Raw genomic sequence first — 26479 nt, 5'->3', positions numbered from 1 at the left:
TTAAATATCTTTACTTTCATTAAAAGAAGTATCTAGAAATTGAATTTTATTATCATCGATTGTAATTTGGTTGATGTCGGAAGAATTTAGTAATTTGATATGATTTTTATCACAGATATCTTTAAGTGAATATAACAATTTATTATTATAGCTTTGTAAATTTACAATAATATTTTTGATTTTGATGTGATTGATTAAATATTCTAGTTCACCAATATGATCTGCATGTGGATGAGTAATAATAATATAATCCAAATTACTAATTCCCCTCTTTTTTAAAGTGGGCATAATATGATATTTACTTATAGAATTAGAATTTTTTTCTTTATCTTTACCAAATTCAAAAATATCTCCTTCTTTGTCAGCTTTCCCACCAGTATCAATTAAAATACGATGTTTATTATTAGTTTCAAAAAGAAAAGAATCTCCTTGGCCAACATTTAATGCTGTAAATCTAGTTTGTGGCTGAGTCGTTAATTTTGTAATTAAAATACTACCTATAATAAAAATTATAATAGAACTTTTGATAAAGTTGTTAGTAAATAAAGCAATAATTATTATCCAAATTACCATATAAGTTACGTAAACATGATTTAGTTCACCAATAAACCAACGCAACTGCTCAAAATACTTGAACATTTTTATTAAATATTGATCGTGTAACGAATAAAAGAAATTAATTAAACTTATAAGAAAGTGATTTGTGGTGAATAATTGAATGTAGAGATAAGTGAAAATTGCGAGAGGAAACAGTATTAAAGAATAGTATGGTATAAATAGCAGGTTTGAAAAAAAGCCAATCCATTGAATTTGATTAAAATAATAAGCACTAATAACAAAAGATGAAACTTGCGAAATAAAAGTAATAGCTAAAACAGACTGTATACTTTTTAAAGACTTTAAAATTGGTGATGAAATAAGGATAAAGAATGTTATTAAGAAAGAAAATTGAAAACCAATATCAAATATGATATTTGGGGATGAAATGCACAAGAGGATAAATACAATTGAGAGAATATCAATTAAGGATGTATAAAACTTTTTGGGGAGTAAAATTACAAAAGTCATACATAATATTGCTCTTAAAGCACTCGGAGCAAAATTCGTGTAGTAAGCAAATAGAAACAAAGTAAATATAATTAAAAATTGTGTGGTAAACTTAGGGACATTAAATCTATTTAAAAAGAAATAAAAAATAGCAGCTATAACTACAACGTGCGAGCTACTTACCGCTAGCAAATGATAAATTCCTAATTCTTTTTCGACATCTAAAATTTCAGGACTTATATAACTAACATCCCCTGTTATCATTGCAAAAGTATTTTGCCAATATGGTGTAAAGTCACGTAACCTTTTTAATGAATATTGTTTATGGAGTGCGATATAAGTTGATATGTCGTTTGATGTTTCAAATTTGCAACTAGAAATATCAAACTTGTTAAATGTTACTGTAGGTTTGATACTGATAGTTACATCATTTTTAATTTTTCCTAATACAAAGCAATTAGAATAATTAGGAAGATTTTCTAAAGCTTTAAGCTCTGATAATTTTTTTGGAAAATAAGTAAAAGTAATTTCTTCATCATTAATTTGAACCTTACCTAAAATGAACTTCTTATTTTTTACGTGAATATCAAAAATAGAATACGTACCGCTGACTTTTCGATCATTCTTAAACCAATCCATTTTTTTGGATTGAGTATTTTCGTAATTAGAAAACCAATAATTACTTATTATAAGTTGACATAATATAAATATTGTTAGTAAAATGTGAACTTTTCTTCTTATTATAATCAATATTAATAAGCCAGCAAGCGTAATAGCAAGCGGCTTATTATAAATTAGCAAGATGCCATCTAAAAATGCTAAAGCAATATATATCAATTAGTTGTCACTTCTTCGTTAGGTATTCTGCTACTTGTCTCGCATCAAATGGTATCTTTTTATATTCTATTCCTGATTGTTTTAGCAGTTGAATTGCATATTCATGATTATGATAATCTTGAGCATAATATATTCTTTTAATTCCAGCTTGAATTATTGATTTAGTACAATTTAAACAAGGAAAATGTGTTACATATATGGTTGCACCTTCAGTAGAAACACCTTGTTTTGTACATTGCAATAAGGCGTTCATTTCAGCATGTATTGTTCTAATACAATGATTATCTTCCATGAGGCATCCTTCATCAATACAGTGAACCTCACCTGCTACTGATCCATTGTATCCTCCAGCAATTATTCTATTGTCTTTTACAATTGTTGCCCCAACAGATAACCTAGTACATGTTGATCTTAATGATAATAGATGACTCTGTGCCATAAAGTATTCTTCCCATTTTATTCTGTCCATCTATTAGCCTCCTGTCGCTAAACTTAGAATAATACTATTTTATTACATTTCATGTATATTTCATATCGGAATTACTAAACTGTCAAATAATCTTTGAGCTTTTCGTATGTTTTGTCACCAAAACCTTTTATTTCTTTCAGTTGTTCAATTTTATTAAAACTACCTTTATTCTCTCTGTATTCAATAATTGCCTTTGCTTTCGTTGGACCTAAACCAGTTATTGATGTTAATTCACTTTCTTTAGCGGTATTCACATTCACTTTTTGTTGATTTGTTGAAATACTACTTGTTGTCCCACTGCTAATAGATGCTTGTCGAATTGTAGTTTCCTTTCCTTTTTCAGGTATATATATCATTTTCTGATCTACAAGTTTCTCTGATAAGTTAATTAAATTCAAATCAGCTTTTTCAGTGGGTATTGCCTTTGAGAGTACATCTTTTACTCTTTGAGTGTCTGACATTTCGTATACATTAGGATGTTTAACAGCACCTTTTATATCAACCATAACTTTCTTAGATTTATTGTAAGAGTCAGTTGATTTCTTACTTGCTGGTTGACCATCGTTTGGATATTTCTTGTCAGTATTGCCCTGGATATCTACATTGCTTTTCTCTTCTATTTTTGTAGATGACTCATCTGGCTTAATGAATATTAATAATATAATAACCAATAAAACCAATATTATTATCAAATATCTATATTGCTTGTAATTTTCAATATATAGTTTCAATTTCTCCAACATTAAAAATCACTCCTTCAATATATAAACGATCAAAGGAGTGATTTTACTTTATTTTTTTACAATAAAAAATAATCTGTTACTTTCTGGATTATGGTTTTCAGAATCAAAATCATACAATGTTCTTATATTTTTAAATCCAACTTGCTTCAATATATTTTTGTATTCATTTTCGTCATATGTTTTTTGATAATGTTCTTCATCAAATCGACGATAACTGCCATCATTTTGTTTTTCAAAGAAAGTCATATAATGCCAAACACTATTTGGTTCTTCACCAGCTACAGCATCCCATCCAAGAAAAACATGTTCTGTTTCATCTATATAAGTTTGATTATTAAACAATGTTTCCATTTTAAAGACAGTATGGACATCAAATAGAAAAACACCATCTTCTTTTAGATGTTCATATACATGTTTGAATGTATCCATTACAGCATTATAACTATTTAAATAATTTAATGAATCACAAAAAATAGTTATAACATCAAATGTTTCATTGAGATTAAAATTGGACATATCACCTTCGAGCCATCTCACTTCATCAGACTTTTGCGATGCAATAACTAACATATCTGGACTTAAATCCATTCCTGTAACTGAACCCAGTCCAGTTAGTTGATGTGTCAAACTACCAGTTCCACATCCTAAATCTAATATTGAAACTTTATGATTGGTAACAGATTTTACAAGTTCCAACCACGATTCATATGGTTGATCTAAAGTGAGTTCATCATAATATTGACTGAAATCTTGATATTGCTCCATTTTTAATAAGCTTCCTCATACATTTGCATAGGTGCATCACGATAAAGTTTTTCAATATTATAGTAACTACGTTCATCTTTATGGAAAATGTGAACAATTACTCCTGATAAATCAAGAAGTACCCATCTTGCTTCATTCAAGCCTTCAAACACAGTAATGTCAACACCAGCTTTATCCGCAGCTTCTTTTACCGCGCGTGCGATAGCCTGTACTTGACGTTCGTTATTACCATGACAAATCACAAAATAATCTGCCATATCATTAATACCTTCTAAATTTAACGAAATAACCTCTTCTGCTCTTTTACTTTCAACAGCTTCAACTGCCAATTTTAAAATTTCTTCTTTTTGCATTTAATCATCCTCTATTCTTTCATCACTGAAATTATAGTAATTCAAGCAATCAATAGTCGCCTTATAAACACTGATATCATTACCAATTAAGAATAAAACTGTTCTTTTAGAAATTTCATAAATTGTTTTATCCAGGTTGCCAGGTTTAAAAGCCATTTCTCTAATTTCTTCCACACCAGGAATCGTTCTTTTAGGCTCGATATAATCAGCAATAAAGACAATTTTTTCAGTCTTTGTCATATGAGCGCGTCCAGTAGTGTGATATTTTATTGCAAGTAATACCTCTTCATCATCAATATCGTATTGTTCTTTCATCATAACCGCACAGACAGGTCCATGTAAAATTTCAGAACCATAGCTTAATAAATCACTATCCAAATCATATTGACGTACAATTTGATACATTGTACCTAAATCCTCATATTTCGCATAATCATGTAATATACCAGCTAGTTTTGCTTTTTTGACATCCCCATCATGAATTTCAGCTAATTTCTTAGCAGTCTCAGCCACACGTAGAGAGTGCTTATAACGTTTTTCTGGTAATTTATCCTCTATAAGCTTTATTGCCTTCTTAGCTTTCATATAATCGCTCCTCCCTGATATAGTCTTCAACTTTTCTAGGTACCAAGACTTCAATCGTTTGATTATTTTTGATTCTTTCTCTAATGAGTGAAGAACTGATATCTATTCTTGGAATCTGAACACCGATCATTCCCGCTTCTATCTCCTGTTCTGCCTTCCCTCTATTCACAACCACAAAAGTCACAAGTTCTTTCAACGCCTCAATGTGATACCAGCGATCTAATTGTTCATATTGATCTGTACCAATCACAAAATAAAGATCTGCATCACCTAATTCCGATTTCAAAGCTCGAATCGTATCATACGTATAACTTTCCCCCTTGCGCTCAATTTCAGCAAGACAAACTTCACCAAAACCAAGTTCAGCTGCAGCAAGTTCTAACATATGGACACGATGTTCGGTATTCAATTCAGAACGATGCGCTTTTAAAGGCGACATATAACTCGGCAGAAACAAAAAACGGTCAGGTTTTAAAGTATGATAAACTTCACTTGCAACAGCAGCGTGCGCAGTATGAACTGGATTGAATTGGCCTCCATATAAAACAACAGATTGTGTCATATTAAGGTAATTCGATTTGTTTATTTTCATTCGATTCTTTGTATAAGACAATCATAGAACCGATGATTTGAACTAATTCACTATCAGTTTTATCACTTACCGCTTCAGCCAATTCTTTTTTATCATCCATATTATTTTGCAGAATGTGAATTTTGATCAATTCACGATTTTCTAGTATTTCATTCAATTGCTCAATCATATTATCATTCAAACCCGATTTCCCGATTTGGAAAGTCGGAGTCACATGATGGGCTTGACTTCTTAAATATCTCTTTTGTTTTCCTGTTAACATTTAATCTCTCCTTTGTAATTGCTGTAACACAGTATTTTTCATTGCTTTTGTATCTGCTGTTTCACCTGTCCATATTTTAAAACTTTCAGCACCTTGATTCACAAACATATCAAGTCCGTTATAAATAGGATTCCCTTTAGCTTCTGCTAATTTTAAGATAGGTGTTTTATAAGGAATATAGACAATATCGCTCACCAAAGTATCAGGTGCAAGATGATCTAAAGCAATCACCACATCTTGATTCTCACTCATACCTGCTGGTGTTGTATTAATCACAATATCAAAATCACCAAGCTGCTTTTCCGCCTCTTCCAAAGTTAAAGTATGAACTTTCAGATCCCAATTATCGAATCGAGACATCGTGCGATTAGCAACAGACAATGTATGGTCTGCTGCTTCATTCAATGCAGCAGCAAGTCCTTTGCTTGCACCACCTGCTCCTATCAGCAAAATACGTGCTTCTTTTAAATTCGGATAGACATTTTTTAAACCTTGAACATAACCGATACCGTCCGTATTGTAACCTATCCATTTGCCATCTTCTATTTTAACCGTATTAATTGCACCAATTGTTTTGGCATGTGCATCCATTGCATCTAAATATGGAATAATACGTTCTTTATGCGGTATTGTAATATTAAATCCATCTATCTCTTTTTCTGCCATAATTTCTTTAATTAAGTGGAAATGCTTTGGCGGAATGTTGAGTGCTTCATACGAATCATCACGTCCTAAAGCTTCAAAATTGGCCTGATGCATAACTGGAGATAAAGAATGTTTAATAGGATGGCCGATGACTGCAAATTTCATAACTATCACCTACATGATTGAATTTCTAAGCACAACATCAACAGATTTCGGTACATGTACCACTACCTTAGCACCAGGGCCGATTGTAATAAATCCAAGACCAGAAATCATAACATCACGCTTTTCTTTACCCGTTTCTAAACGTACTGCTTTAATATCATTTAAATCAAAGTGATCAGAATGATTCGGGGGTGTTAAAAGATTGCCTAGTTGTGTCTGCCATAAAGTATCTGCTTTTTCTGTTTTTGTACGATGTATATTCAAATTATTAGAGAAATAGCAAACGAGCGGGCGTTTGCCGCCAGAAACATAATCAATTCGTGCTAAACCGCCGAAGAATAATGTCTGATTTTCATTCAGCTGATAAACACGCTGCTTAATCTCTTTATTCGGCATGATTTGTTTCAATTCTTTATCTGAAACATAATGTGTCATTTGATGTTCTTGAATAATACCAGGTGTATCAAACATAAAGGTGTTTTCATCTAATGGTATATCTATCATGTCTAAAGTAGTACCTGGGAAACGAGATGTTGTTACAACATCTTTTTCACCAACGCTATGTTCAATCAACTTATTAATTAAAGTGGATTTTCCGACATTAGTAGTACCGACAATATAGACGTCTTCATGGTTGCGGTATTTATCGATGGCTTCTAACAGCTCATCTATGCCATAACCTTTTTGTGCAGAGAGCAGAATTACAGCTTCTGGATCTAATCCATATTTCTTAGCAGTTTTTTTCAACCATTCTTTGACACGGCGTTTATTAATTTGTTTCGGCAGCAAATCAATTTTATTCGCTGCTAAAATGACTTTTTTATTGCCGACAATGCGTTTTAGAGCATGGATAAATGAACCTTCGAAATCAAAGATATCGCATACATTGACCACAAGTCCTTTTTTATCTGCTAAGTTATTTAATAAATCTAAGAAATCCTCACTATCCATTCCTACATCTTGTACTTCATTATAATTTTTTAATCTGAAGCAGCGTTGGCAGATAACGTCTTCTTTATGCAAGCTGTGTGCTGGAACGTAACCTGGTTTCTTAGGATCTTCTGATTGCAGCGGTGCACCGCAACCGATACATTTAAGCGTTTCAGTCAATCAATTTTCCTCCCATTTAATATAGCCTTTTCTTTTATATCTGTTTAACAATCTGCGTTCGATCAAACGATTGAATTTGGTAATAAAACCGTCTGTTTTCTTAACAGGCACAACCATAATCGTATACATACCGCGACGGTTGCCGCCGATTACATCTGTCATCATCTGATCGCCGATGACTACTGTTTCTTCTGGTTTTAAGTCCATATGCTCACAAGCACGTTTAAATGATTTGCCCATTGGTTTTCGTGCTTCAAAGATATAATCAACATTCAACGGTGTGCAGAAGCTAGCAACACGCTTTTGATGGTTATTTGAAACGACTGTTACTTTAATATTTAATTCATTTAATTTATTAAACCAATGTATGACAGCAGGTGTCGGATCTGCTTCATCCCATCCTACAAGCGTATTATCTAAATCTGTAATTACACCGCGGATACCTGATTGTGCTAATTCGTCAAAATTAATTTGATGAATATTTTGTACGTAAGCATTCGGCATACAAAGTTTACTTAAAATACCCATTACTGATTTCACCTTATCCTTATAAAGATTTCAACATTTCTAAGACGATTTCACTTGAAGACTTAGCTGCTTCTCCGATAAATTCATCAAATGTCATATTTGCTTCGCCATTGGCTAAATCTGATACTGCTCTTGTGATAATAAACGGTACTTTGAATTGATAACATGTTTGTGCGATGGCAGTGGCTTCCATTTCGACAGCCATTGCATCTGGGAAGTTGGTTTTAATTGTCTCTCTTTGGCTGACTTCACCAATAAAGCTGTCGCCGCTGACAATTAAACCTAATTTTCCATTCATTTCTTGTTGTTCAACAACAGATTGGGCTAATGTTACTAAATCATCATCTGCAGCATATGCGATAGGCATATTCGGAATTTGTCCTAACTCATAACCGAATGCAGTTGCATCGGCATCATGATATGTTGCTTCTGTACTGATTAATACATCACCGATATTTAATGAGTGATCTAATGCGCCTGCTGACCCTGTATTTAAAATAACATCTGGAGAGAATGTATTAATTAATAAAGTTGTAGAAATCGCAGCATTTACTTTGCCGATGCCGCTCAGTGTTAAGACGACCTCTTGGTTATCAATATAACCTTTATAAAATTTTACATGTGCAATTGAAATTTCTTCGAGATCTGTTATTTTTTCTTTTAATATTAAAATCTCTTCTTCCATAGCACCAATAATACCTATCATGACTTCTTCCCCTTTCTTATCTGTATCACGCTTATTTTATCATAATTTCTAAGATGCCACGAATGAAGCTGTTTTCCGCTTCAACACAATTTTTTAATCGCATCTTTTAAGCACAAAAAAAGTTGACGCTTTATGATGAGTGGAGAAAACCTGTAAAACACATAAGCCTTCATCTCATATAAAGTACCGCCAACTTTATCATGCACATTCAGTTTTTATGTTTCTTGAAATACAAGAATTTTGAGTATCTTATTGTGATTGAATGTTAGTGATTTTAACTTTGATTTCAGCACCGTTTGGAAGCGGCACACGTACTTCATCATCTAAATGTTTGCCGATTAAGCTTTTAGCAATCGGAGATTCATTTGAGATTTTGCCGTTGAATGCATCAGCTTCTGCAGACCCTACAATTTGGTAAACTTCTTCTTCACCGTCTGGGATTTCAATAAATGTGACTGTTTTACCGATTTGAACGACATTGTTGTCACCTGAATCTTCAATGATCAAAGCATTTCTGATCATATGCTCGATACGTTGAATATCTTGTTCGATAAATCCTTGTTCATCTTTCGCAGCATCATACTCTGAGTTCTCAGATAGGTCACCGAAAGAACGTGCGACTTTAATTTTTTCAACGACTTCTGGTCGTTTAACTGTTTTTAATTCTTCTAGTTCTTGTTCTAACTTCTCAAAACCTTCTTGTGTCATTGGATATTGTTTTTGGTTTTCCATATTGGCATCTTCCTTTACTCAAAAGTTACTGTTGATTGTTAATCAATGATTGGATTTTAGTTGTCATTATGTCGATTGCGACTTTATTGCTTCCACCTTCTGGAATAATAATATCGGCATATCTTTTCGTCGGTTCGATAAATTGATTGTGCATCGGACGCACCACATTTAAATATTGTTCGATAACCGATTCCATAGAACGACCGCGTTCTTTAGTATCGCGCATCAATCGTCTTAAGATACGTAAATCCGCATCTGTATCGACATAAATCTTCACATCCATTAAATCTCTTAATGTTTTGTTTTCTAGTGCAAATATTCCTTCTACGATAATAACATCTTTAGGTTGAAATGCAATGGTTTCAGCACTTCTTGTGTGATTGACATAATCATATGTCGGTACCTCTACTGGAATGCCATTTCGTAAATCCATTAAATTTTGAATTAATAAATCATTATCGAATGCGAATGGATGATCATAGTTGGTTTTCAATCGTTCTTCAAAAGTTAAATGGGATTGGTCTTTATAATAGTAGTCTTGTGCAATTAATGCAACACTGTGACCTTCTAAATTATGCAAAATTTCATTGGTTACAGAGGTTTTACCTGAACCTGAACCACCGGCGATACCGATAATCGTTGTAGCATTCATGATTATACTTCCTTTCGCATCATGTTGTTTGGATAAATTGGATGATCGACTTTGAATTGTACGATTTGCAATGGATGGCGTGCTGCGTCTAATTCATTGCCTTCTTCATCATAAATAGTATCAACGATTTGTTTGAAACCTTCGATTTCCGGACCGAAAAATTCTACTTCTTGTCCAGGTTTGAAGTGATTGCGTTGTTGGATTGTCGCAATTTTTGTTGCTTCGTCATAATCTAACACTAGACCGCAGAAATCATAAGGTGATTTTTTATTAGATTCATTGCCGAACATTTGCTGTTGATAGCCTGGTGTGCCTTCAAAGAATGATGATGCTGTATCTCTGTTGGCACATTTATCAAGTTCTATTAACCATTCTGGTTTGATTTTGAAGTTTTGCGGATCTTCAGCATATGCATCAATCACTTTACGGTAGACAGAAACAACAGTTGCAATGTAATGAATTGATTTCATACGACCTTCAATTTTAAGTGAATCGATGCCTAAATCCATCATATTAGGAATAGATTCGATTAATTTCAAATCTTTAGGGCTCATCGCAAATGGTGTCACTGCTTCATCTTTATACAATAAATCAAGTTCTCCATCTTCATCTACTTCTAATAAATCATAATCCCAGCGACAGCTTTGACAGCATCCGCCTCTATTAGAATCTCGTGCTGTCATATGGTTGCTTAATGTACAACGGCCTGAATATGCGATACACATTGCACCATGAATAAAGGCTTCGATTTCAATATCGACTTTTTCTTTCATTTCCTTCATTTCCATTGCGCCTGTTTCACGCGCAAGTACTACACGATCTAACCCTTCTTCTTTCCAGTATTCAATCGCTTTATAGTTGCTGAGTGATTGTTGAGTAGAAAGGTGGATTTCTAATTTAGGTGCGACTGCTTTACATGTTTCAATAATCAATGGGTCTGCCACAATAATACCTGTTGCACCAGTGGCTTCAAGATTTCTTAAATAATCTTCTAAGCCGTCCATGTTTTCATCATGTGCAATGATGTTCGTTGTGACGTAGATTTTAGCGCCATAACGGTCAGCAAATTCTACACCTTCTTTGATTTCTTCCATCGTAAAGTTATCAGCATTTGAGCGTAGTCCATATTCTTGGCCGCCCAAGAATACCGCATCTGCACCATAATGTACTGCGATTTTTAATTTTTCTAAGTTTCCGGCAGGTGCCAGCAGCTCAGGTTTTTTCATTTGGCTTTTTGGTTTTGACTCTGCTTTTTCAGCTTGCGTAATCAAGCCATCGCCTCCCTTAATATACTGTATGTTTGAATAAGAAACCTTCATCAAATGGTCTATGTTCTGGTTGAATTGCTTCAATCGGATCTACAAGCATGAATTTTTCATCTTCATAGGCTTCAGGGTCTTCTTGATACAAATCAATTGCTTCTCTGTATTGTTCAGTACATACATTGATATATTCTTCTGTATGTAATACACCTTCTATTTTCAAACTGTCAATGCCTGCTTCTAATAACGGCTCCAATTCTTCTATCAAGCAAATATCATTCGGAGACATAATATGTGTGCCATTATAGTCTTCAAATACAGGATATTGATTTTCACGTTCTTCATCATAAAGCAATAATTGTTTATCATTATCTTCATGATTGCGTTGAATTTTCATTTGACGGTCTTGGAATGTGTAATAGTTGCCGAGCAGCATACGTTTTGATTGGAACATACAAGTCATACCATGTACTTGTACTTCAATTTCTACATCCGCATGCGCTTTAATATTTAAAATTTCTTCTAAACTCAATTCACGGGCGAGTACCGCACGTTTGGCACCGCGTTTCCCCCAATAATTACATTGAAAATAATTTGTGACGATTGTCTCAGCGTCCCAATTCAAAGGTATAGGGTTTTCTTGAGCTTTAACATACATCACAACAGCCGGATCACCGAAAATAATGCGGTCGACTTTGATGTCATGCAAGAATTGAATATAGTCTTCTAAAGCATTTAAATGATAATTATGGAAAATACCATTGACTGCAGCGTATGCTTTTTTACCGTTCTCATGAATAAGTTGTACTGCTTCTTTCATTGCCTCGCGATCAAACTCGCCGGCAAGACGCAGACCGAATTTTTGTTCGCCGATTACAAAGGCATCTGCACCTTTTTCAATCAGCACATTGATATGTTCTACTGATTTAGGTGTCACAAGTAGTTCTGTCATTTTGACTCTCCTTTTATTGCGATAGCTAATCCATCTTCTATATCTAAAAAGTTTGTTTCAAAGTGTGGATTATCATTCAACCATGTATTAAACTTTTGAATTTTCTTTACCATCTGTTTTACATTACGACTTCTGACCACATCAATATCAGCTACAAAATCATGGTATAAGATGTTATCTATAATGACGAGTCCGCCTTCTTTGAGCAGTGGTGTATAGAGTTCGAAAAATTTTTGAGATTGTGCTTTAGCGGCATCAATAAAAATCATATCGAATGTTTTGTCTTGAACATCCTCAAATGTCTCTCTTGCATCTCCTTTAATCATATGAACTTGCGAACCGTATGAGAAATTTGCAAGGTTTTCTTTAGCAGTCGCTTGCATTGTTTCATCTCTTTCGATGGTCCACACTTGTATATCTTGATTGACAGATGCAAAATGCATCGCACTATAGCCGATTGCAGTTCCGATTTCTAAAATTTGTTTAGAATGATGAATTCGTATTAACTGTTTAATCATATCCAACGACAAAGGATGGATTATCGGAACATTATTTTCTTCAGCGTAAGGTCTTAACGCTTCTAATTCATGCGGATGTTTCTGCGATAAATTAATTAAGTAATTCTCATTTTTATCCATAATACGCTTCCTTCATCGAAAATTAACAAAAAGAAATCAGCCTTTATGACTGATTTAATGATGTTACCAACTTCATAAACTTTTTCTTATAATTTAACTTTACATATTTTACCATAAAAATGTCTTAAATTTAAGTACTGACTTCAGATTGTTGTAAAATTATCTTTTACGTTAAAATACTACCGCAATTTTGATGGAAAATGCGAAAAACACGGAGGGGAGAACGTTTGTTCTGTGTTAGTTAAAAAGAAAAGACGAAGCTTGATGCTCCGCCTTTTCAAACTTGATTAGATTATTCCATTTCAGTGTTAACGACTTCTTCAATCATATCCCATTCTTCTTCAGTGTCGACTGGTAAGAATTTACCGCCGTCACCTTCTTCATCTGGTACATTAATCATCGGAATCAATTCGATCATATCGTCGTCATCAGTGGATTCGCCTTCTTCAGCTAAAATCACATATTCTTTGTCGAATTCAGGATGATAGAATTCTAATACTTTACGATATAATACTTCATTACCTTCTTCATCGTATAAAGTTAAAAGTTCCTCATCATTATTGATTTGTAATTCTGCATCTTGATTATTGTTTTTTTCAGACATAAATAACGCTCCTTTTTCAGGTTTATTGTAGTGAATCTAAATAACCTTGCAATATAAACACAGCAGCCATTTTATCAATTACTTTTTTTCGTTTGCTTCTAGAAACATCCGCTTCTAATAATGATCTTTCTGCTGCCATGGTACTAAGGCGTTCATCCCACATTACCACATTAATGTCAGGTAATATCTTCAGAAGTTCTTCCTTGTATTTTAACGAAGCTTCGCCTCTAAATCCAATAGAATTATTCATGTTTTTCGGTAATCCTATTACAACAGTGTCTGCATCTTCTTTTTTTATGATTTCTGCTAACTTTGTAATACCTAATTCATTTTCTTCTTCATTGATTCGGAGTGTATCTAAGCCTTGAGCGGTCCAACCCATTAAATCACTGACAGCAACGCCGACTGTTTTACTGCCAACATCTAAACCTATAATCTTATGTGTTAACATAATTAGTTATCTTTAGACGCATTCAAGTAATTTGAAACAAGTTCTTCCATAATTTCGTCGCGGTCGATTCTTCTGATTTGATTTCTTGCCTCATTATGACGCGGAATATAAGCTGGATCTCCAGATAAGAGATATCCAACAATTTGGTTTACAGGATCGTAACCGCGTTCTTTCAAGGTATTATATACATTAGTCAGCACTGATTTAACATTTTCTTTTGGAACATCATCAAGATTAAAGCGCATTGTTTTATCATAATTGTTCATATTCTTACACACTCCTTCTACATTAGTAGGCTGATACATATACCATTCTACATGAGAGTGCGCTGAAGTTATAGCGATTTAATATAGTTTTTAATGAATTGTAATGCCTCTGTTATCTTGCTTGGTTCACTGCCGCCGCCTTGAGCCATATCTGGACGGCCGCCGCCTTTACCACCGACAACAGGTGCCATATTTTTAATTAAGTCTCCTGCTTTTACTTTATCTGTTTCTGATTTAGGAACAGTTGCGACTAAAGCGACTTTATCTCCGACATCACTCGCTAAAATAATCACTGAATCTTGTAATTTAGATTTGAAATCATCCATTGTTTGTCTCAATGCTTTTGCATTCTCTGCATCAACTTGCAATGCCAAGACTTTTAATCCATTAATTTCTTCGATTTGGTCATCGATACTGCCCATTTTCAATGCAGTGATTTCTTGGTTGCGCTGTTCTAATTGTTTATGCAATTGTTTTTCGTTGTCGATGAGCTGACTGACTTTTTCAGCAACCTGTTCATCTTGTTTTGCTTTCACTTGATGTTTGACTGCTTTGAATTTATTTTGAATTTCTTCAAGGTATAAGAATGCAGCTTTGCCTGTTAATGCTTCGATACGACGTACACCTGCACCAGTACCTGATTCGCTGACAATCTTGAACAATCCAATTTCAGATGTGTTTTGGACATGAATACCGCCGCATAATTCAATTGAGAATGGAGACATATCTACAACACGTACGACATCTCCGTATTTTTCTCCGAATAAAGCCATAGCACCAGATGCTTTAGCTTCTTCAATCGGCATTTCTTTGATTGTAACGTCAATACCTTTCCAAATTTCTTCGTTGACACGTCGTTCAACTTGTTCTAATTCTTCTTCAGTTACCGGACCGAAATGAGAGAAGTCAAAACGTAAGCGGTCTCCTTCAACAAGAGAACCTGCTTGGTTGACATGGTCGCCTAAAACTTCTTTTAATGCAGCATGCAATAAGTGTGTAGCACTGTGGTTTTTCTTGATATCGCGACGGTCTGCATGGTTTACAGATGCTTCTACTTCAGCACCTTCAGCTACTTGACCGAATTGAACGGCACCTTTATGCAAGTTCTGACCGTTTGGCGCATTTGTAACTTCTGTCACTTCAATTTCAAAGTTTTCATTGCTCACTGTACCTTGGTCTGCAACTTGACCACCGCTGACAGCGTAAAATGGTGTTGCTTCCAATACAAAGAATACAGTATCTCCTGCATCTGCTTTTTCTACACGTTCTCCATTTACAATGATATCTGTGATTTTAGTATTTTGATCCATCACATCGTAACCTGTAAAGGTACTTTGCGTTGTAATATTTTTTAATACTTCACTTTGAATTTGCATAGATTCTGATTTTTGACGTGCTTGACGTGCGCGGTCTCTTTGTTTTTGCATTTCCGCTTCAAATGTCTTCATATCTACAGTTAAGCCTTCGTTATCCGCAATTTCTTCTGTCAGTTCAATTGGGAAACCATATGTGTCATAAAGTTTGAATGCATCTTTACCATTGATAACATTGCCGCCAGCTTTAGCATCTTTAATCATATCATTTAAGATTGCTAGACCTTCTTCTAATGTTTCATGGAAACGTTCTTCTTCAGATTTAATTACACGTTTGATGAAATCTGCTTTTTGTTTCACTTCTGGATAATAAGGTTCCATGATATCTGCGACAGCATCGACTAATTGATACATAAATGGTTCATTAATATCTAAAGACTGACTGAAACGTACTGCACGGCGTAATAAACGACGTAATACATAACCGCGGCCTTCGTTTGCAGGTAAAGCACCGTCACCAATCGCAAAAGCAATTGTACGAATATGGTCTGCAATAACTTTGAAAGCAACGTCTTGGTCTGCATCTTCTTGATATTTTTTACCAGAAATTTTTTCTACATCTTCAATAATCGGCATAAATAAGTCTGTTTCATAGTTTGTACGTACATTTTGTGCAATAGAAGCCATACGTTCCAGCCCCATGCCGGTATCAATATTTTTATTAGGAAGCGGTGTATACGTATGATCTTTATTATGGTTGAATTCACTGAATACCAAGTTCCATACTTCAAGATAACGTTCGTTTTCACCGCCAGGATACATTTCTTCCGCTGGATCATCTTTACCATATTCTGGACCGCGATCATAGAAAATTTCTGTATTTGGACCAGATGGACCTTCACCGATATCCCAGAAGTTGCCTTCAATACGGATAATGCGGCTTTCTTCTAATCCGATCACATCATGCCATAAATCATAAGCTTCTGTATCTTCAGGATGGATGGTTACATATAATTTTTCTGGTTCCATCCCCATCCAACGATCGCTTGTTAAGAATTCCCATGCAAATTCAATTGCTTCACGTTTGAAGTAATCACCGATAGAAAAGTTACCTAACATTTCAAAAAATGTATGGTGGCGTGCTGTAAAGCCTACATTTTCAATATCGTTTGTTCTGATTGCTTTTTGAGAGTTCACAATTCTTGGTTTTTTGGGAATTTCTCGGCCATCAAAATATTTTTTCAGTGTTGCAACACCTGAGTTGATCCATAATAAAGAATCATCATCAATCGGTACAAGCGGTGCAGAAGGTTCTACCATGTGTCCTTGTTCTTTGAAATAATCAATAAAATTTTGTCTAATTTCACTTGCTTTCAACTGCTTCATAAAATTCTCACTCCTAATTTACGATGATAAGCTCCGTATAGTTTTGCATAAAAAAATACATTCATCCTGTAAAGGGACGAATGTATCGCGGTACCACCCTAGTTATGTGTGTGATTCAACACAGCACATCACTCATTGTTTTATACGGACTGACATAAAGTAGCGTTCATCAATGTTTGCGATACCTCACACCAACCGGCATCTCTCTCAAGCATAGTACATTGACTACTCATCTTTATGCGAATTTAGTTTTATTTTAGATGGATGGTGCTTAAATGTCAATTATATGTCGTTTCGAAGGTATTTTTATTTTTCATTCGCAAAGCTATAAGGTGTGACATTGCCCATGCCAATCATAGGGTCAATTTCAAATAATGTTTCTTCCGATAACTCAATAACTTTTGAATTCCGCTCAGCAATGACTGTATTTGTGTCTGCATCGCTTTCGGTTTCATCAGATGATTCACTTGTTTCTGCACCGAAGTAATCGCGCAATAACTGTGCCATACGTGTCATTCGCACTTGGCCATAGGTTTGCATGCCGATATCGAAAGCTTGGCTGTCACCTAGAAAAACCAAAGATTGTTTTGCTCGTGTCAAACCAGTATAAATAATCGGTCTTTGCAGCATGCGGTAATATTGTTTAACTATCGGCATTATCACAATTGGAAATTCTGATCCTTGTGCTTTATGAATGGAAGTACAATAGGCATGCGTAAGTTCCATCATATCTTGTTTGGTAAATGTAATTTCATTACCGTCAAAATCAACGACTAATACGTCTTTATTCAATTCATTTTCTCTTGCCCAAAAGATACCTTGAATCACCCCGATATCTCCATTGAAAATATTATCACTCGGTCGATTAACTAATTGGAGTACTTTATCGCCTTTTCGAAAAACGACATCGCCGAATTCAATTTCACGTGTATCTTCTTGTTTAGGGTTTAAAATGTCTTGAAGTACTTTATTCAATCGTTTAATACCAGCACTACCTCTGTACATCGGTGCAAGTACCTGAATATCACTCATATCGTAACCTTTTTTCACAGCAGAAGTGACCACTTTATTAACTACATCCGGTATTTGATCTGCACTGCACGGAATAAAGCTGCGGTCATGAAAACGTTGTGTAATATCAATCGGCTGCCCTAATTTCATTTTATGTGCTAATTCGATAATGCTTGATCCGTCTTGCTGACGATAAACTTCAGTCAAGTTCACACGCGGCACTACTTTAGAATCAATTAAATCTTTAAATACTTGTCCTGGACCTACTGAAGGTAATTGATCTTCATCACCTACTAGGATAACTTGTGCATCAATTGGCACCGCATTTAAAAATTGGTGGAATAACCAGGTGTCGACCATCGACATTTCGTCGATAATAATCAGCTTAGCGTTAATTTCATTTTCAAGAACGTCTTCTGGTTTTGTTTCTTGACTCCAACCGATTAACCGATGTATCGTCATGGCTTCTAATCCCGTAGATTCTTGCAGTCTTTTAGCTGCTCTGCCTGTTGGTGCTGCTAAAGCGACAGGATAATCATCTTCGTTATAATCATCATAATCAAGAGACAGTCCATGAATTTCTGCATATAATTCTACAATACCTTTTATCACTGTTGTTTTACCTGTACCTGGCCCACCTGTTAGCAACATGACTTTAGAATTAATAGCAGTTTCAAGTGCTTCTTTTTGAGATGCAGCATAATTTACGTTATTAACATCTTCTATTTCTCCGATATGCATCTGCAAGTCTGATTGTTCAATTGTTTCTAGTTTTGTTTGATGAGCTTCAATTCGATACAAATTTTGGACACTTTTAACTTCCGAATAATATAAACTTGGTACAGAGAGTGTTTCATCTGCTTCTACAAGCTTCTCTTCTTCAGTCAACTGTACAATCATCTCTTCTAACAATTGAGCATCAATTGATTCACTATGTACTTGAGATAATGTATCTTGAGATGCTTCAATCACATAATCTTTCGGCAAGTACGTATGTCCTTGTTTAATGCATTCTTCTTCAATTGTATATAATAATCCAGCTTTTAATCTTTCAGGATCGTTATATTCTATCCCTAAATTTTTAGCTAATGTATCAGCTTTATTAAAGCCGACCCCTTTAACATCATAGACAAGCTGATACGGATTTTCCTCAATTTCAGTAAGAGTCTCAACTTGGTAGACTTGATAGATATTCATCGATAATTTAGGACCGAATCCTAAATCATGCAGGCGAATCATGATTTTTTCAACTTCTTGATTACTGTAAATTTGTTCTGCAATTTGTTTTTGCTTTTTCTTAGACAGGTGCGGTACTTCTGCTAAAGCTTGTTCATCATCAAGAATTTTATTGATCGCATTTTCCCCAAGTGTATCTACAATATTTTCGGCTGTTTTCTTTCCGATGCCTTTGAATAGATCACTTGAGAGATAACTTACAATCGCATCTTTGGTCTGAGGTAATTCTTTTTCAAATGTCTCTGCTTTTAATTGTTTACCATATCGAGGATGAGTGACAGCTTGACCTTTAAAAGTATAAACATCTCCTTCCGCAATTTCAGGAAAGAACCCTACAACGGTCGGCATACTATCAAATTCTTCATTTGTCTCGATCGGATCTACTTTGAGTACAGTGTAGAAGTTTTCTTTGTTTTGAAACAAAATGGCTTCAACTGTACCTTTGACCATTGAATAATCAAATAATGTAGGGTTGCTCAAATGTTATTCCCCCTCTTGATCAAGTTGTTTGAACGTTTTTATCGCATGTTGGCTCAATAAATGTTTAGGGTCAATTTCAACTGCGCGTTCAAAATATGGCAGTGCATCCTCTGTATTTTCCGTCTTCATGTATCCTGCTAAACCGCGGTTATAAAGTGCATCTGTATTTTCAGGATTTTGTGCAAGCACTTTATCTAATTGCGCGACGGCTGCTTCAAACATTTCTAAGTGGCACAGCACTAGTCCATATTGAAATTGAATTTCTTCATCGTTTTTATCATCAAGTTCTGATGCACGCATTAAAAACGGCATTGCTTCTTTAAATGCGCCTAATTGATTGAACGACATACCGATCATGTAATTGGTATCCGCTTCATCTACAACACCTTTTTGCAAGGCTTGCTGATACAGTTTAATCGCATCATTGAAACTTTCCGCATTATAGTAAACATTGGCCAGATTATAATAAATTGCGCCATTGTCTGGATTTAATGTTAAAGCTTTTTGGAAAAACTTCTCTGCTTTTTCTACTTCTCCCGCTTCAGCAAGCAATATACCTGAGTTGATGTAATTTTCAATTGCTTCAGGATTTTTCTCTATATTTTCAAAAAGCGCTTTTAAAGCTGCTTCAAACTTACCTTCTTTAATGAGTTGATAGATTGCTTCTTGTTTCATTTTTTAATCCTCATTTCTATCTCATTTCAAATATATATTTTAACAGAAATGATGTATATTATGTAAAAAAAGAGACGAGGTAATATTCTCGTCTCTATACTATTCATCTAAACAATATATGTTAATTGTCCTGCTTCTTTATATACATCATCGATTGTCGCACCGCCAAGACATACATCTCCGTCATACAATACTACTGCTTGACCTGGTGTGATAGCACGTACTGGTTGATCAAAATCAACACGGATTTGGTTTTCATCAATACGAGTGACTGTCACTTTTGTATCTTTTTGACGATATCTGAATTTCGCAGTACATTCTAATCCATCTGTTAAATCGATATCGTTTACAAGCGAAACATCTGATGCGATTAAGTAATCACTATATAATGCATCGTGATGGAATCCTTGTTCGACATACAAAACATTATCTTCCAAGTTTTTACCTACAACAAACCATGGGTCTCCATCTCCGCCGATACCTAAACCATGACGTTGACCAATTGTATAATACATTAATCCGCTATGAGTGCCCATTTTTTTACCGTTCAATGTACGCATATCGCCTGATTGCGCTGGTAAATAGTTAGATAAAAATTCTTTGAAATTACGTTCGCCAATAAAGCAGATACCTGTAGAATCTTTTTTCTTAGCTGTTGCTAAATCTTGTTCAGCTGCGATGCGACGTACTTCAGATTTTTCCATTCCGCCTAATGGGAACATGACTTTTGATAATTGTTCATGTGTCAATTGATTTAAGAAATACGTTTGATCTTTATTGTTATCGACACCGCGAAGCATTTCTACGTTACCATCTGCATCACGTCTTACTTGTGCATAATGACCTGTTGCAACATAATCAGCACCTAATTTCATGGCGTGATCTAAAAATGCTTTGAATTTAATTTCTTTATTACACATCACATCAGGATTCGGTGTGCGGCCTTTTTTATATTCATCTAGGAAATAAGTAAATACTTTATCCCAGTATTCTTGTTCAAAGTTGACGGCATAATATGGAATGCCGATTTGGTTACAAACTGCTATTACATCATTGTAATCTTCAGTTGCAGTACAAACACCATTTTCATCAGTATCATCCCAGTTTTTCATGAAGATACCGATAACATCGTATCCTTGTTCTTTCAGCAAGTAGGCTGTGACTGAACTGTCAACGCCGCCAGACATACCGACTACAACTCTTGTATCTTGGTTGCTCAAGTTTATTCCTCCTTAAATCTATGATAAATCTTTTGAATTTCTGCTACGATATATTTAATTTCCAATTCAGTTGTTAATTCATTGAAACTGAAGCGGATAGATTGTTTTGTTCTAGGGTCATCTCCATACATAGCTTCTAGTACGTGAGAAGGCATTGTAGACCCTGCTGTACAAGCTGATCCAGATGAAACGCTGATGTTGGCTAAATCTAATAAAGTCAGCATGGTTTCTACGTCTATAAATGGGAAGTATAAATTTAATATATGCCCAGTCGTATCCGTCATAGAACCATTTACTTCAAATGGAATACTGCGTTCTTGCAGTTGTACCAAAAATAATTCCTTCAAATTCATTAGATGTACATTGTTTTCATCGCGATGTGCATCTGCAAGTTTCAACGCTTCAGCCATTCCTGCAATTTGAGGTACATTTTCAGTACCTGCACGACGCTTAGTTTCCTGGCTGCCGCCAAGCTGCGAGAATCTAATAGGTGTTTTCTCTTTTACGAGCAAGATTCCTACACCTTTCGGTCCACCGAATTTATGCGCAGTAATACTCATTGTATCAAATTCAAAGTCATCAAATTTGATGGGTAAATGTTCAATTGCTTGCACTGCATCTACATGCAGCATTGCATCATATTGCTTTACAATTTCTTCTATATCATACATCGGCTGAACAGTGCCGACTTCATTATTTACAAACATAATAGATACTAAAATTGTATCTTCTCGCATTACGTTTTTTAGTTGTGTTAAATCCACTATTCCTTCTTTATTTACGTCTAAATAAGTAACTTCAAAACCTTCTTTTTCAAGCTGTTCAAATACATGTAATACTGAATGGTGTTCAATCTTAGAAGTAATAATATGCTTGCCTTTATGTTGATTGGCATACGCTAAGCCTTTAATCGCAGTATTATTTGATTCAGTTGCGCCACTGGTAAAAATAACTTCATTCGGTTTAGCACCTAGAAAAGAAGCGATATCTCTGCGTGCTGCATCTAAATATTGACGTGCATCTCTGCCGACGCTATGAATAGATGATGGATTGCCATAATGATGCTGATACATCTCCATCATTTTTTCTATAACTTCCGGTTTTATAGGAGTGGTTGCTGCATAATCTGCATATACTTCCATTAGTCAGACACTTCCTCACAATTTTATCAATGTTCCAATTCTAGCACCATCATGTCAATTTTTCTAGTGCTCTGTTTCATTTTCATTATAACTTCTGAAAATTAGTTGATAAGCAGTTAAATACTTTCTTTTGAATACCACTGTTATAATTGAGTCACAATTACAAAAGGAGGTAAATGTTGTGAGTGATATTAAATTTTCAGCTTTAAACTTGGTGCCTATTCGTGAAGGCGGAGATGAAAAAGAAGCAATTGAAGACATGGTAACGCTTGCTCAAAATTTAGATGATTTAGGTTATGAACGTTACTGGATTGCAGAACATCACAATGCACCTAATTTAGTCAGCTCTGCAACTGTATTGCTGATTCAGCACACATTAGAACACACTTCTAAAATACGAGTAGGTTCTGGCGGCATCATGCTTCCAAACCATGCACCTTTAGTAGTGGCTGAACAATTCGGTACATTAGAAACAATTTATCCAAATCGAGTGGATTTAGGCTTAGGAAGAGCACCGGGTACTGACATGATGACAGCAAGCGCTTTGAGACGTGATCAGCATAATGGTGTTTATGCTTTCCCAGAAGAAGTAGCACAATTAAAAAAATTCTTTGGTCCTGAAAAGCAGCAAGGTTATGTAAGAGCTTATCCAGCTGTTGATAAAAATGTTCCATTGTATATTTTGGGTTCTTCAACGGATTCAGCTCACTTAGCTGCAAGACAAGGATTGCCGTATGTATTTGCCGGACACTTTGCACCGCAGCAAATGAAAGAAGCAATTGCGATTTATAAAGACTTATTTGAACCTTCTGATGTACTCGATAAACCATACGTTATTGTATGTTTAAATGCAATTGTAGCTGAAACTGACGAAGAAGCGAAAAAATTGTCCACTTCTTTAGCACAAGTGATGATTAGCATCGCACGAGGAAGAATGGAGCCGCTTCAACCACCAACTGATGATTTAGCATCTGTTTTAACACCTGCTGAATTACAAATGGCTGAAAAACGCGCTCAAGACGCTTTAATCGGCTCAGAAGAAACAGTCAAAGCTCAAATTGAAGATTTTATTGATTTCTATGGTGAAATCGATGAATTGATGGCTATAAGCTACATTTACGATCAAGAAAAACAAATCGACTCTTACAAACGTTTGAAAAAAGTAATCCAAGATTTATAAAAAAACGGCGCCTGCGATAGGCGCCGTTTTTTTATAAATATTATTTATCTTTGTTAAATTTATCTTTTAGTTTATCAGTGAAGCCTTTTGCTTTATCAGCAACTTCATCGATTTTTTCGTTCATTTTACCAGAAGTTTTATCTGCTTTACCTTCTTTTTCTAAATCCTTATTATCAGTAGCATTTCCTACTGTTTCTTTAACATTACCTTTTGCTTGTTCTAATTTATCTTCTTCGCGATTAGCCATTAGAAATCCCTCCAAAAGTTTATTTTAATTTGTATTTTATATTATCCATTCAGTTCATGCTTAAAACATTATTCCGGTTTATCAGGACCGCCATGTTTAACTAATTCATCATGCATTTCATCCATCACATGTTGACCTTTTTCTTTTTTGGAATGATGTTCTTCCATTTTTTTCGGATCTGCATGTTTTCTTGCATAATCTTCATAATCTTTTATTTTATTTTTTTCATCTTTCATCATTATCTTCCTCCTTAGGTTACACTCTATGATGTATGGCGTTGCTGCTATATTAAATGATATACCCGTCTAGAATAATATACAAACAAAAGAAATAAAAATATTATATATTAGCACAAAAAAGTTTACCAACCTAACGTCAGTTGGCAAACTTTTTAAAATTAGATATAAAACATATAATTATCGAGTTTATCTGAATCATTAAATTCTGCTAAGTATTTAAGCGTTGTGCCGTCGAGTACTTCTCTGACTGCATCACGCATACGTAACCATAATTCTTTTTGTGCTGGTGGTTCAGAATCTATACTTTCAACAAATGAAATCGGACCTTCTAATAGACGGATAATATCGCCTGCTTTTATCTCATCAGCTGGTACACGAAGTTGATATCCGCCTTTTGCGCCGCGGACACTTCTAATTAAACCAGCATTTCTTAACGGTCCAACTAATTGTTCTAAGTATAGATCACTAAGATTATTCTCTTCAGCTATTGTCTTTAATGATACACAACCTTGCCCTTCTCTTTTAGCAAGAGAAATCATCAAGGTCAGACCATATCTCCCTTTTGTTGAAATTTTCATGTTATTACCTCGCTTAATCCGATTTAGTTTTATTCAATTTTAGCATTTTTTACGTTAATATAGTAACAGAAAGGTGTGATTCTAGATTGAATAATGAACCTCTAGCTTCAAGAATGCGTCCACAGAACCTGGATGAGATTATTTCACAGCAACACCTTGTCGGTCCAAAAGGAATTATTAGAAGAATGGTTGATTCTAAACGTCTTACGTCCATGATATTTTATGGACCGCCAGGTATTGGCAAAACAAGTATTGCTAAAGCCATTGCAGGTTCTACTCAATTCAAATTCAGACAGCTCAATGCTGTTACCAATACAAAAAAAGACATGCAGATGGTAGTGGAAGAAGCTAAAATGTCAGGCCAAGTCATTTTATTGTTAGATGAAATCCATAGATTAGATAAAGCCAAACAAGATTTTTTATTGCCTCATTTAGAAAATGGCAAAATTGTATTAATAGGTGCCACTACTTCTAATCCTTATCATGCTATCAATCCTGCAATTCGTTCCCGTGCACAAATCTTTGAACTTTATGCTTTAGACGAAAATGATATACGTATTGCTTTAGAACGTGCGCTTTCTGAAAAAGATCGCGGTTTAGCTGATTATAATGTCAATATTGATGATGATGCACTTCAATATTTCTCAACCCAAAGTCAAGGAGATGTGAGAGCTGCATTAAATGCATTAGAACTTGCTGTATTAAGTACAAATCCTGATGAAAACGGTGAAGTTCATATTACATTGCAAGATGCTGAGGATTGTTTGCAAAAAGGCAGTTTTATGAGCGATAAAGACGGTGATATGCACTATGATGTAATGAGTGCATTCCAAAAATCAATACGCGGCAGTGATACAGATGCTGCATTACATTATTTAGCACGCTTAATAGAAGCTGGCGATTTGCCGACTATCGCAAGACGATTACTTGTAATCAGTTATGAGGATATAGGTTTGGCATCACCTGGTGCTGGACAACGTACATTAGCAGCAATAGAAGCTGCAGAACGTTTAGGTTTCCCTGAAGCACGTATTCCACTTAGTCAAGCTGTTATCGAATTGTGCTTATCACCTAAATCTAACTCCGGTATTACAGCCATAGATGCTGCACTATCCGATATTCGCAAAGGAAATGCAGGCCAAGTACCTGATCATATCAAAGACGGTCATTATACGGGCGCAAAAAAGTTGGGTCGAGCCATTGGATACCAATATCCGCATAACTCTGAAAATGGTTTTATTCCACAACAATATTTGCCGGATAAATTAAAAAACAGACAGTATTATCATCCCAAATCTACCTCTAAAGCTGAACAACAATTCAAACAGATCTATGATAATATTTCTAAACAACAAAAGAGTCTATAAAAAAGGTTGTATAATGAAAAGCCGAGACATAGTCATACTAT

At 34.9% G+C, this 26479-nt stretch carries 30 protein-coding genes; 2 read left to right on the top strand and 28 right to left on the bottom strand.

What is annotated here, in order from left to right:
- The 25 genes from DYE31_RS06440 to DYE31_RS06320 all read right to left on the bottom strand — a co-directional run bounded on the left by DYE31_RS06440 (position 1) and on the right by DYE31_RS06320 (position 22827).
- The gene (locus DYE31_RS06440; RefSeq protein ID WP_015900457.1) at positions 1-1884 is read right to left on the bottom strand and encodes a ComEC/Rec2 family competence protein; all 1884 of its coding nucleotides are present in this window, start codon (positions 1882-1884) and stop codon (positions 1-3) included.
- A 7-nt stretch (positions 1885-1891) separates the two neighbouring features.
- Positions 1892-2353, bottom strand: a complete 462-nt coding sequence (locus tag DYE31_RS06435) for a ComE operon protein 2 (RefSeq protein WP_015900458.1) — start codon at positions 2351-2353, stop codon at positions 1892-1894.
- Between the two features lie 74 nt (positions 2354-2427).
- Entirely contained in the window at positions 2428-3096 is a 669-nt protein-coding gene (locus DYE31_RS06430; protein ID WP_015900459.1) for a ComEA family DNA-binding protein, read from the bottom strand.
- Between the two features lie 48 nt (positions 3097-3144).
- A complete protein-coding gene (locus DYE31_RS06425; protein WP_015900460.1) occupies positions 3145-3861 on the bottom strand; it encodes a class I SAM-dependent DNA methyltransferase in 717 nt (238 codons plus the stop codon).
- 2 nt (positions 3862-3863) lie between these two features.
- Positions 3864-4214, bottom strand: a complete 351-nt coding sequence (rsfS, locus tag DYE31_RS06420; RefSeq protein ID WP_015900461.1) for a ribosome silencing factor — start codon at positions 4212-4214, stop codon at positions 3864-3866.
- Positions 4215-4799, bottom strand: coding sequence for a bis(5'-nucleosyl)-tetraphosphatase (symmetrical) YqeK (yqeK, locus tag DYE31_RS06415; RefSeq protein ID WP_015900462.1), 585 nt, complete (start codon positions 4797-4799; stop codon positions 4215-4217).
- The gene (locus DYE31_RS06410) at positions 4789-5361 is read right to left on the bottom strand and encodes a nicotinate-nucleotide adenylyltransferase (RefSeq protein WP_041612979.1); all 573 of its coding nucleotides are present in this window, start codon (positions 5359-5361) and stop codon (positions 4789-4791) included. Before DYE31_RS06410 ends, yqeK begins: the two co-directional genes overlap by 11 nt.
- Position 5362: 1 nt before the next feature.
- Positions 5363-5653: a ribosome assembly RNA-binding protein YhbY gene (yhbY, locus tag DYE31_RS06405; protein ID WP_015900464.1), complete on the bottom strand. Its 291-nt coding sequence runs from the start codon at positions 5651-5653 to the stop codon at positions 5363-5365.
- Positions 5654-6463 (bottom strand): shikimate dehydrogenase, encoded by an 810-nt coding sequence (aroE, locus tag DYE31_RS06400; protein WP_015900465.1) that lies wholly within the window; start codon positions 6461-6463, stop codon positions 5654-5656.
- 9 nt (positions 6464-6472) lie between these two features.
- Positions 6473-7573 (bottom strand): ribosome biogenesis GTPase YqeH, encoded by a 1101-nt coding sequence (gene yqeH / locus DYE31_RS06395; protein WP_015900466.1) that lies wholly within the window; start codon positions 7571-7573, stop codon positions 6473-6475.
- Positions 7574-8101, bottom strand: a complete 528-nt coding sequence (locus tag DYE31_RS06390; RefSeq protein ID WP_015900467.1) for a YqeG family HAD IIIA-type phosphatase — start codon at positions 8099-8101, stop codon at positions 7574-7576. It abuts the gene before it with no gap.
- Positions 8102-8120: 19 nt separating this feature from the next.
- A complete protein-coding gene (gene mtnN, locus DYE31_RS06385) occupies positions 8121-8807 on the bottom strand; it encodes a 5'-methylthioadenosine/S-adenosylhomocysteine nucleosidase (RefSeq protein WP_015900468.1) in 687 nt (228 codons plus the stop codon).
- A 249-nt stretch (positions 8808-9056) separates the two neighbouring features.
- Complete coding sequence (greA, locus tag DYE31_RS06380; protein WP_015900469.1) at positions 9057-9539, bottom strand: transcription elongation factor GreA; 483 nt, start codon at positions 9537-9539, stop codon at positions 9057-9059.
- Positions 9540-9564: 25 nt separating this feature from the next.
- Positions 9565-10191, bottom strand: coding sequence for a uridine kinase (udk, locus tag DYE31_RS06375; protein ID WP_015900470.1), 627 nt, complete (start codon positions 10189-10191; stop codon positions 9565-9567).
- 2 nt (positions 10192-10193) lie between these two features.
- On the bottom strand, positions 10194-11417 hold the full coding sequence (locus tag DYE31_RS06370; protein WP_046099526.1) for a peptidase U32 family protein: 1224 nt from the start codon (positions 11415-11417) through the stop codon (positions 10194-10196).
- 58 nt (positions 11418-11475) lie between these two features.
- On the bottom strand, positions 11476-12405 hold the full coding sequence (locus DYE31_RS06365) for a peptidase U32 family protein (RefSeq protein WP_015900472.1): 930 nt from the start codon (positions 12403-12405) through the stop codon (positions 11476-11478).
- Positions 12402-13043 carry an O-methyltransferase gene (locus tag DYE31_RS06360; protein ID WP_015900473.1) on the bottom strand — a complete coding sequence of 214 codons (642 nt, stop codon included), beginning with the start codon at positions 13041-13043 and terminating at the stop codon, positions 12402-12404. The genes DYE31_RS06365 and DYE31_RS06360 overlap by 4 nt, the downstream gene beginning before the upstream one ends.
- 292 nt (positions 13044-13335) lie before the next feature.
- On the bottom strand, positions 13336-13647 hold the full coding sequence (locus DYE31_RS06355; RefSeq protein WP_015900474.1) for a DUF1292 domain-containing protein: 312 nt from the start codon (positions 13645-13647) through the stop codon (positions 13336-13338).
- A gap of 22 nt (positions 13648-13669) precedes the next feature.
- Positions 13670-14098: a Holliday junction resolvase RuvX gene (gene ruvX / locus DYE31_RS06350; RefSeq protein ID WP_015900475.1), complete on the bottom strand. Its 429-nt coding sequence runs from the start codon at positions 14096-14098 to the stop codon at positions 13670-13672.
- A 2-nt stretch (positions 14099-14100) separates the two neighbouring features.
- Positions 14101-14364: an IreB family regulatory phosphoprotein gene (locus DYE31_RS06345; protein WP_015900476.1), complete on the bottom strand. Its 264-nt coding sequence runs from the start codon at positions 14362-14364 to the stop codon at positions 14101-14103.
- Between the two features lie 68 nt (positions 14365-14432).
- Positions 14433-17063 (bottom strand): alanine--tRNA ligase, encoded by a 2631-nt coding sequence (alaS, locus tag DYE31_RS06340; RefSeq protein WP_015900477.1) that lies wholly within the window; start codon positions 17061-17063, stop codon positions 14433-14435.
- A 306-nt stretch (positions 17064-17369) separates the two neighbouring features.
- Positions 17370-19790 (bottom strand): SF1B family DNA helicase RecD2, encoded by a 2421-nt coding sequence (gene recD2, locus DYE31_RS06335; RefSeq protein ID WP_015900478.1) that lies wholly within the window; start codon positions 19788-19790, stop codon positions 17370-17372.
- A gap of 3 nt (positions 19791-19793) precedes the next feature.
- A complete protein-coding gene (locus DYE31_RS06330) occupies positions 19794-20465 on the bottom strand; it encodes a tetratricopeptide repeat protein (protein ID WP_015900479.1) in 672 nt (223 codons plus the stop codon).
- 107 nt (positions 20466-20572) lie between these two features.
- Positions 20573-21685, bottom strand: coding sequence for a tRNA 2-thiouridine(34) synthase MnmA (gene mnmA, locus DYE31_RS06325; protein WP_015900480.1), 1113 nt, complete (start codon positions 21683-21685; stop codon positions 20573-20575).
- 2 nt (positions 21686-21687) lie between these two features.
- Positions 21688-22827 (bottom strand): cysteine desulfurase family protein, encoded by a 1140-nt coding sequence (locus DYE31_RS06320; RefSeq protein WP_015900481.1) that lies wholly within the window; start codon positions 22825-22827, stop codon positions 21688-21690.
- A 181-nt stretch (positions 22828-23008) separates the two neighbouring features.
- On the opposite strand from DYE31_RS06320, the gene DYE31_RS06315 reads away from it, so the two are divergent.
- The gene (locus tag DYE31_RS06315) at positions 23009-24007 is read left to right on the top strand and encodes an LLM class flavin-dependent oxidoreductase (protein WP_015900482.1); all 999 of its coding nucleotides are present in this window, start codon (positions 23009-23011) and stop codon (positions 24005-24007) included.
- A gap of 40 nt (positions 24008-24047) precedes the next feature.
- On the opposite strand, the gene DYE31_RS06310 is transcribed toward DYE31_RS06315, so the two are convergent.
- The 3 genes from DYE31_RS06310 to cymR all read right to left on the bottom strand — a co-directional run bounded on the left by DYE31_RS06310 (position 24048) and on the right by cymR (position 25071).
- Positions 24048-24254 carry a CsbD family protein gene (locus DYE31_RS06310; protein ID WP_015900483.1) on the bottom strand — a complete coding sequence of 69 codons (207 nt, stop codon included), beginning with the start codon at positions 24252-24254 and terminating at the stop codon, positions 24048-24050.
- A gap of 68 nt (positions 24255-24322) precedes the next feature.
- Positions 24323-24493: a hypothetical protein gene (locus DYE31_RS12695; RefSeq protein ID WP_015900484.1), complete on the bottom strand. Its 171-nt coding sequence runs from the start codon at positions 24491-24493 to the stop codon at positions 24323-24325.
- Between the two features lie 158 nt (positions 24494-24651).
- Positions 24652-25071: a cysteine metabolism transcriptional regulator CymR gene (cymR, locus tag DYE31_RS06305; protein WP_015900485.1), complete on the bottom strand. Its 420-nt coding sequence runs from the start codon at positions 25069-25071 to the stop codon at positions 24652-24654.
- Positions 25072-25157: 86 nt separating this feature from the next.
- Between cymR and DYE31_RS06300 the strand changes: the two genes are divergently transcribed.
- Entirely contained in the window at positions 25158-26438 is a 1281-nt protein-coding gene (locus DYE31_RS06300; RefSeq protein WP_015900486.1) for a replication-associated recombination protein A, read from the top strand.
- The last annotated feature ends 41 nt before the right edge of the window (positions 26439-26479 follow it).

This window comes from Staphylococcus carnosus, from assembly GCF_900458435.1.
Classification (GTDB): domain Bacteria; phylum Bacillota; class Bacilli; order Staphylococcales; family Staphylococcaceae; genus Staphylococcus; species Staphylococcus carnosus.
This window is presented reverse-complemented; position numbering and strand designations above follow the sequence as displayed.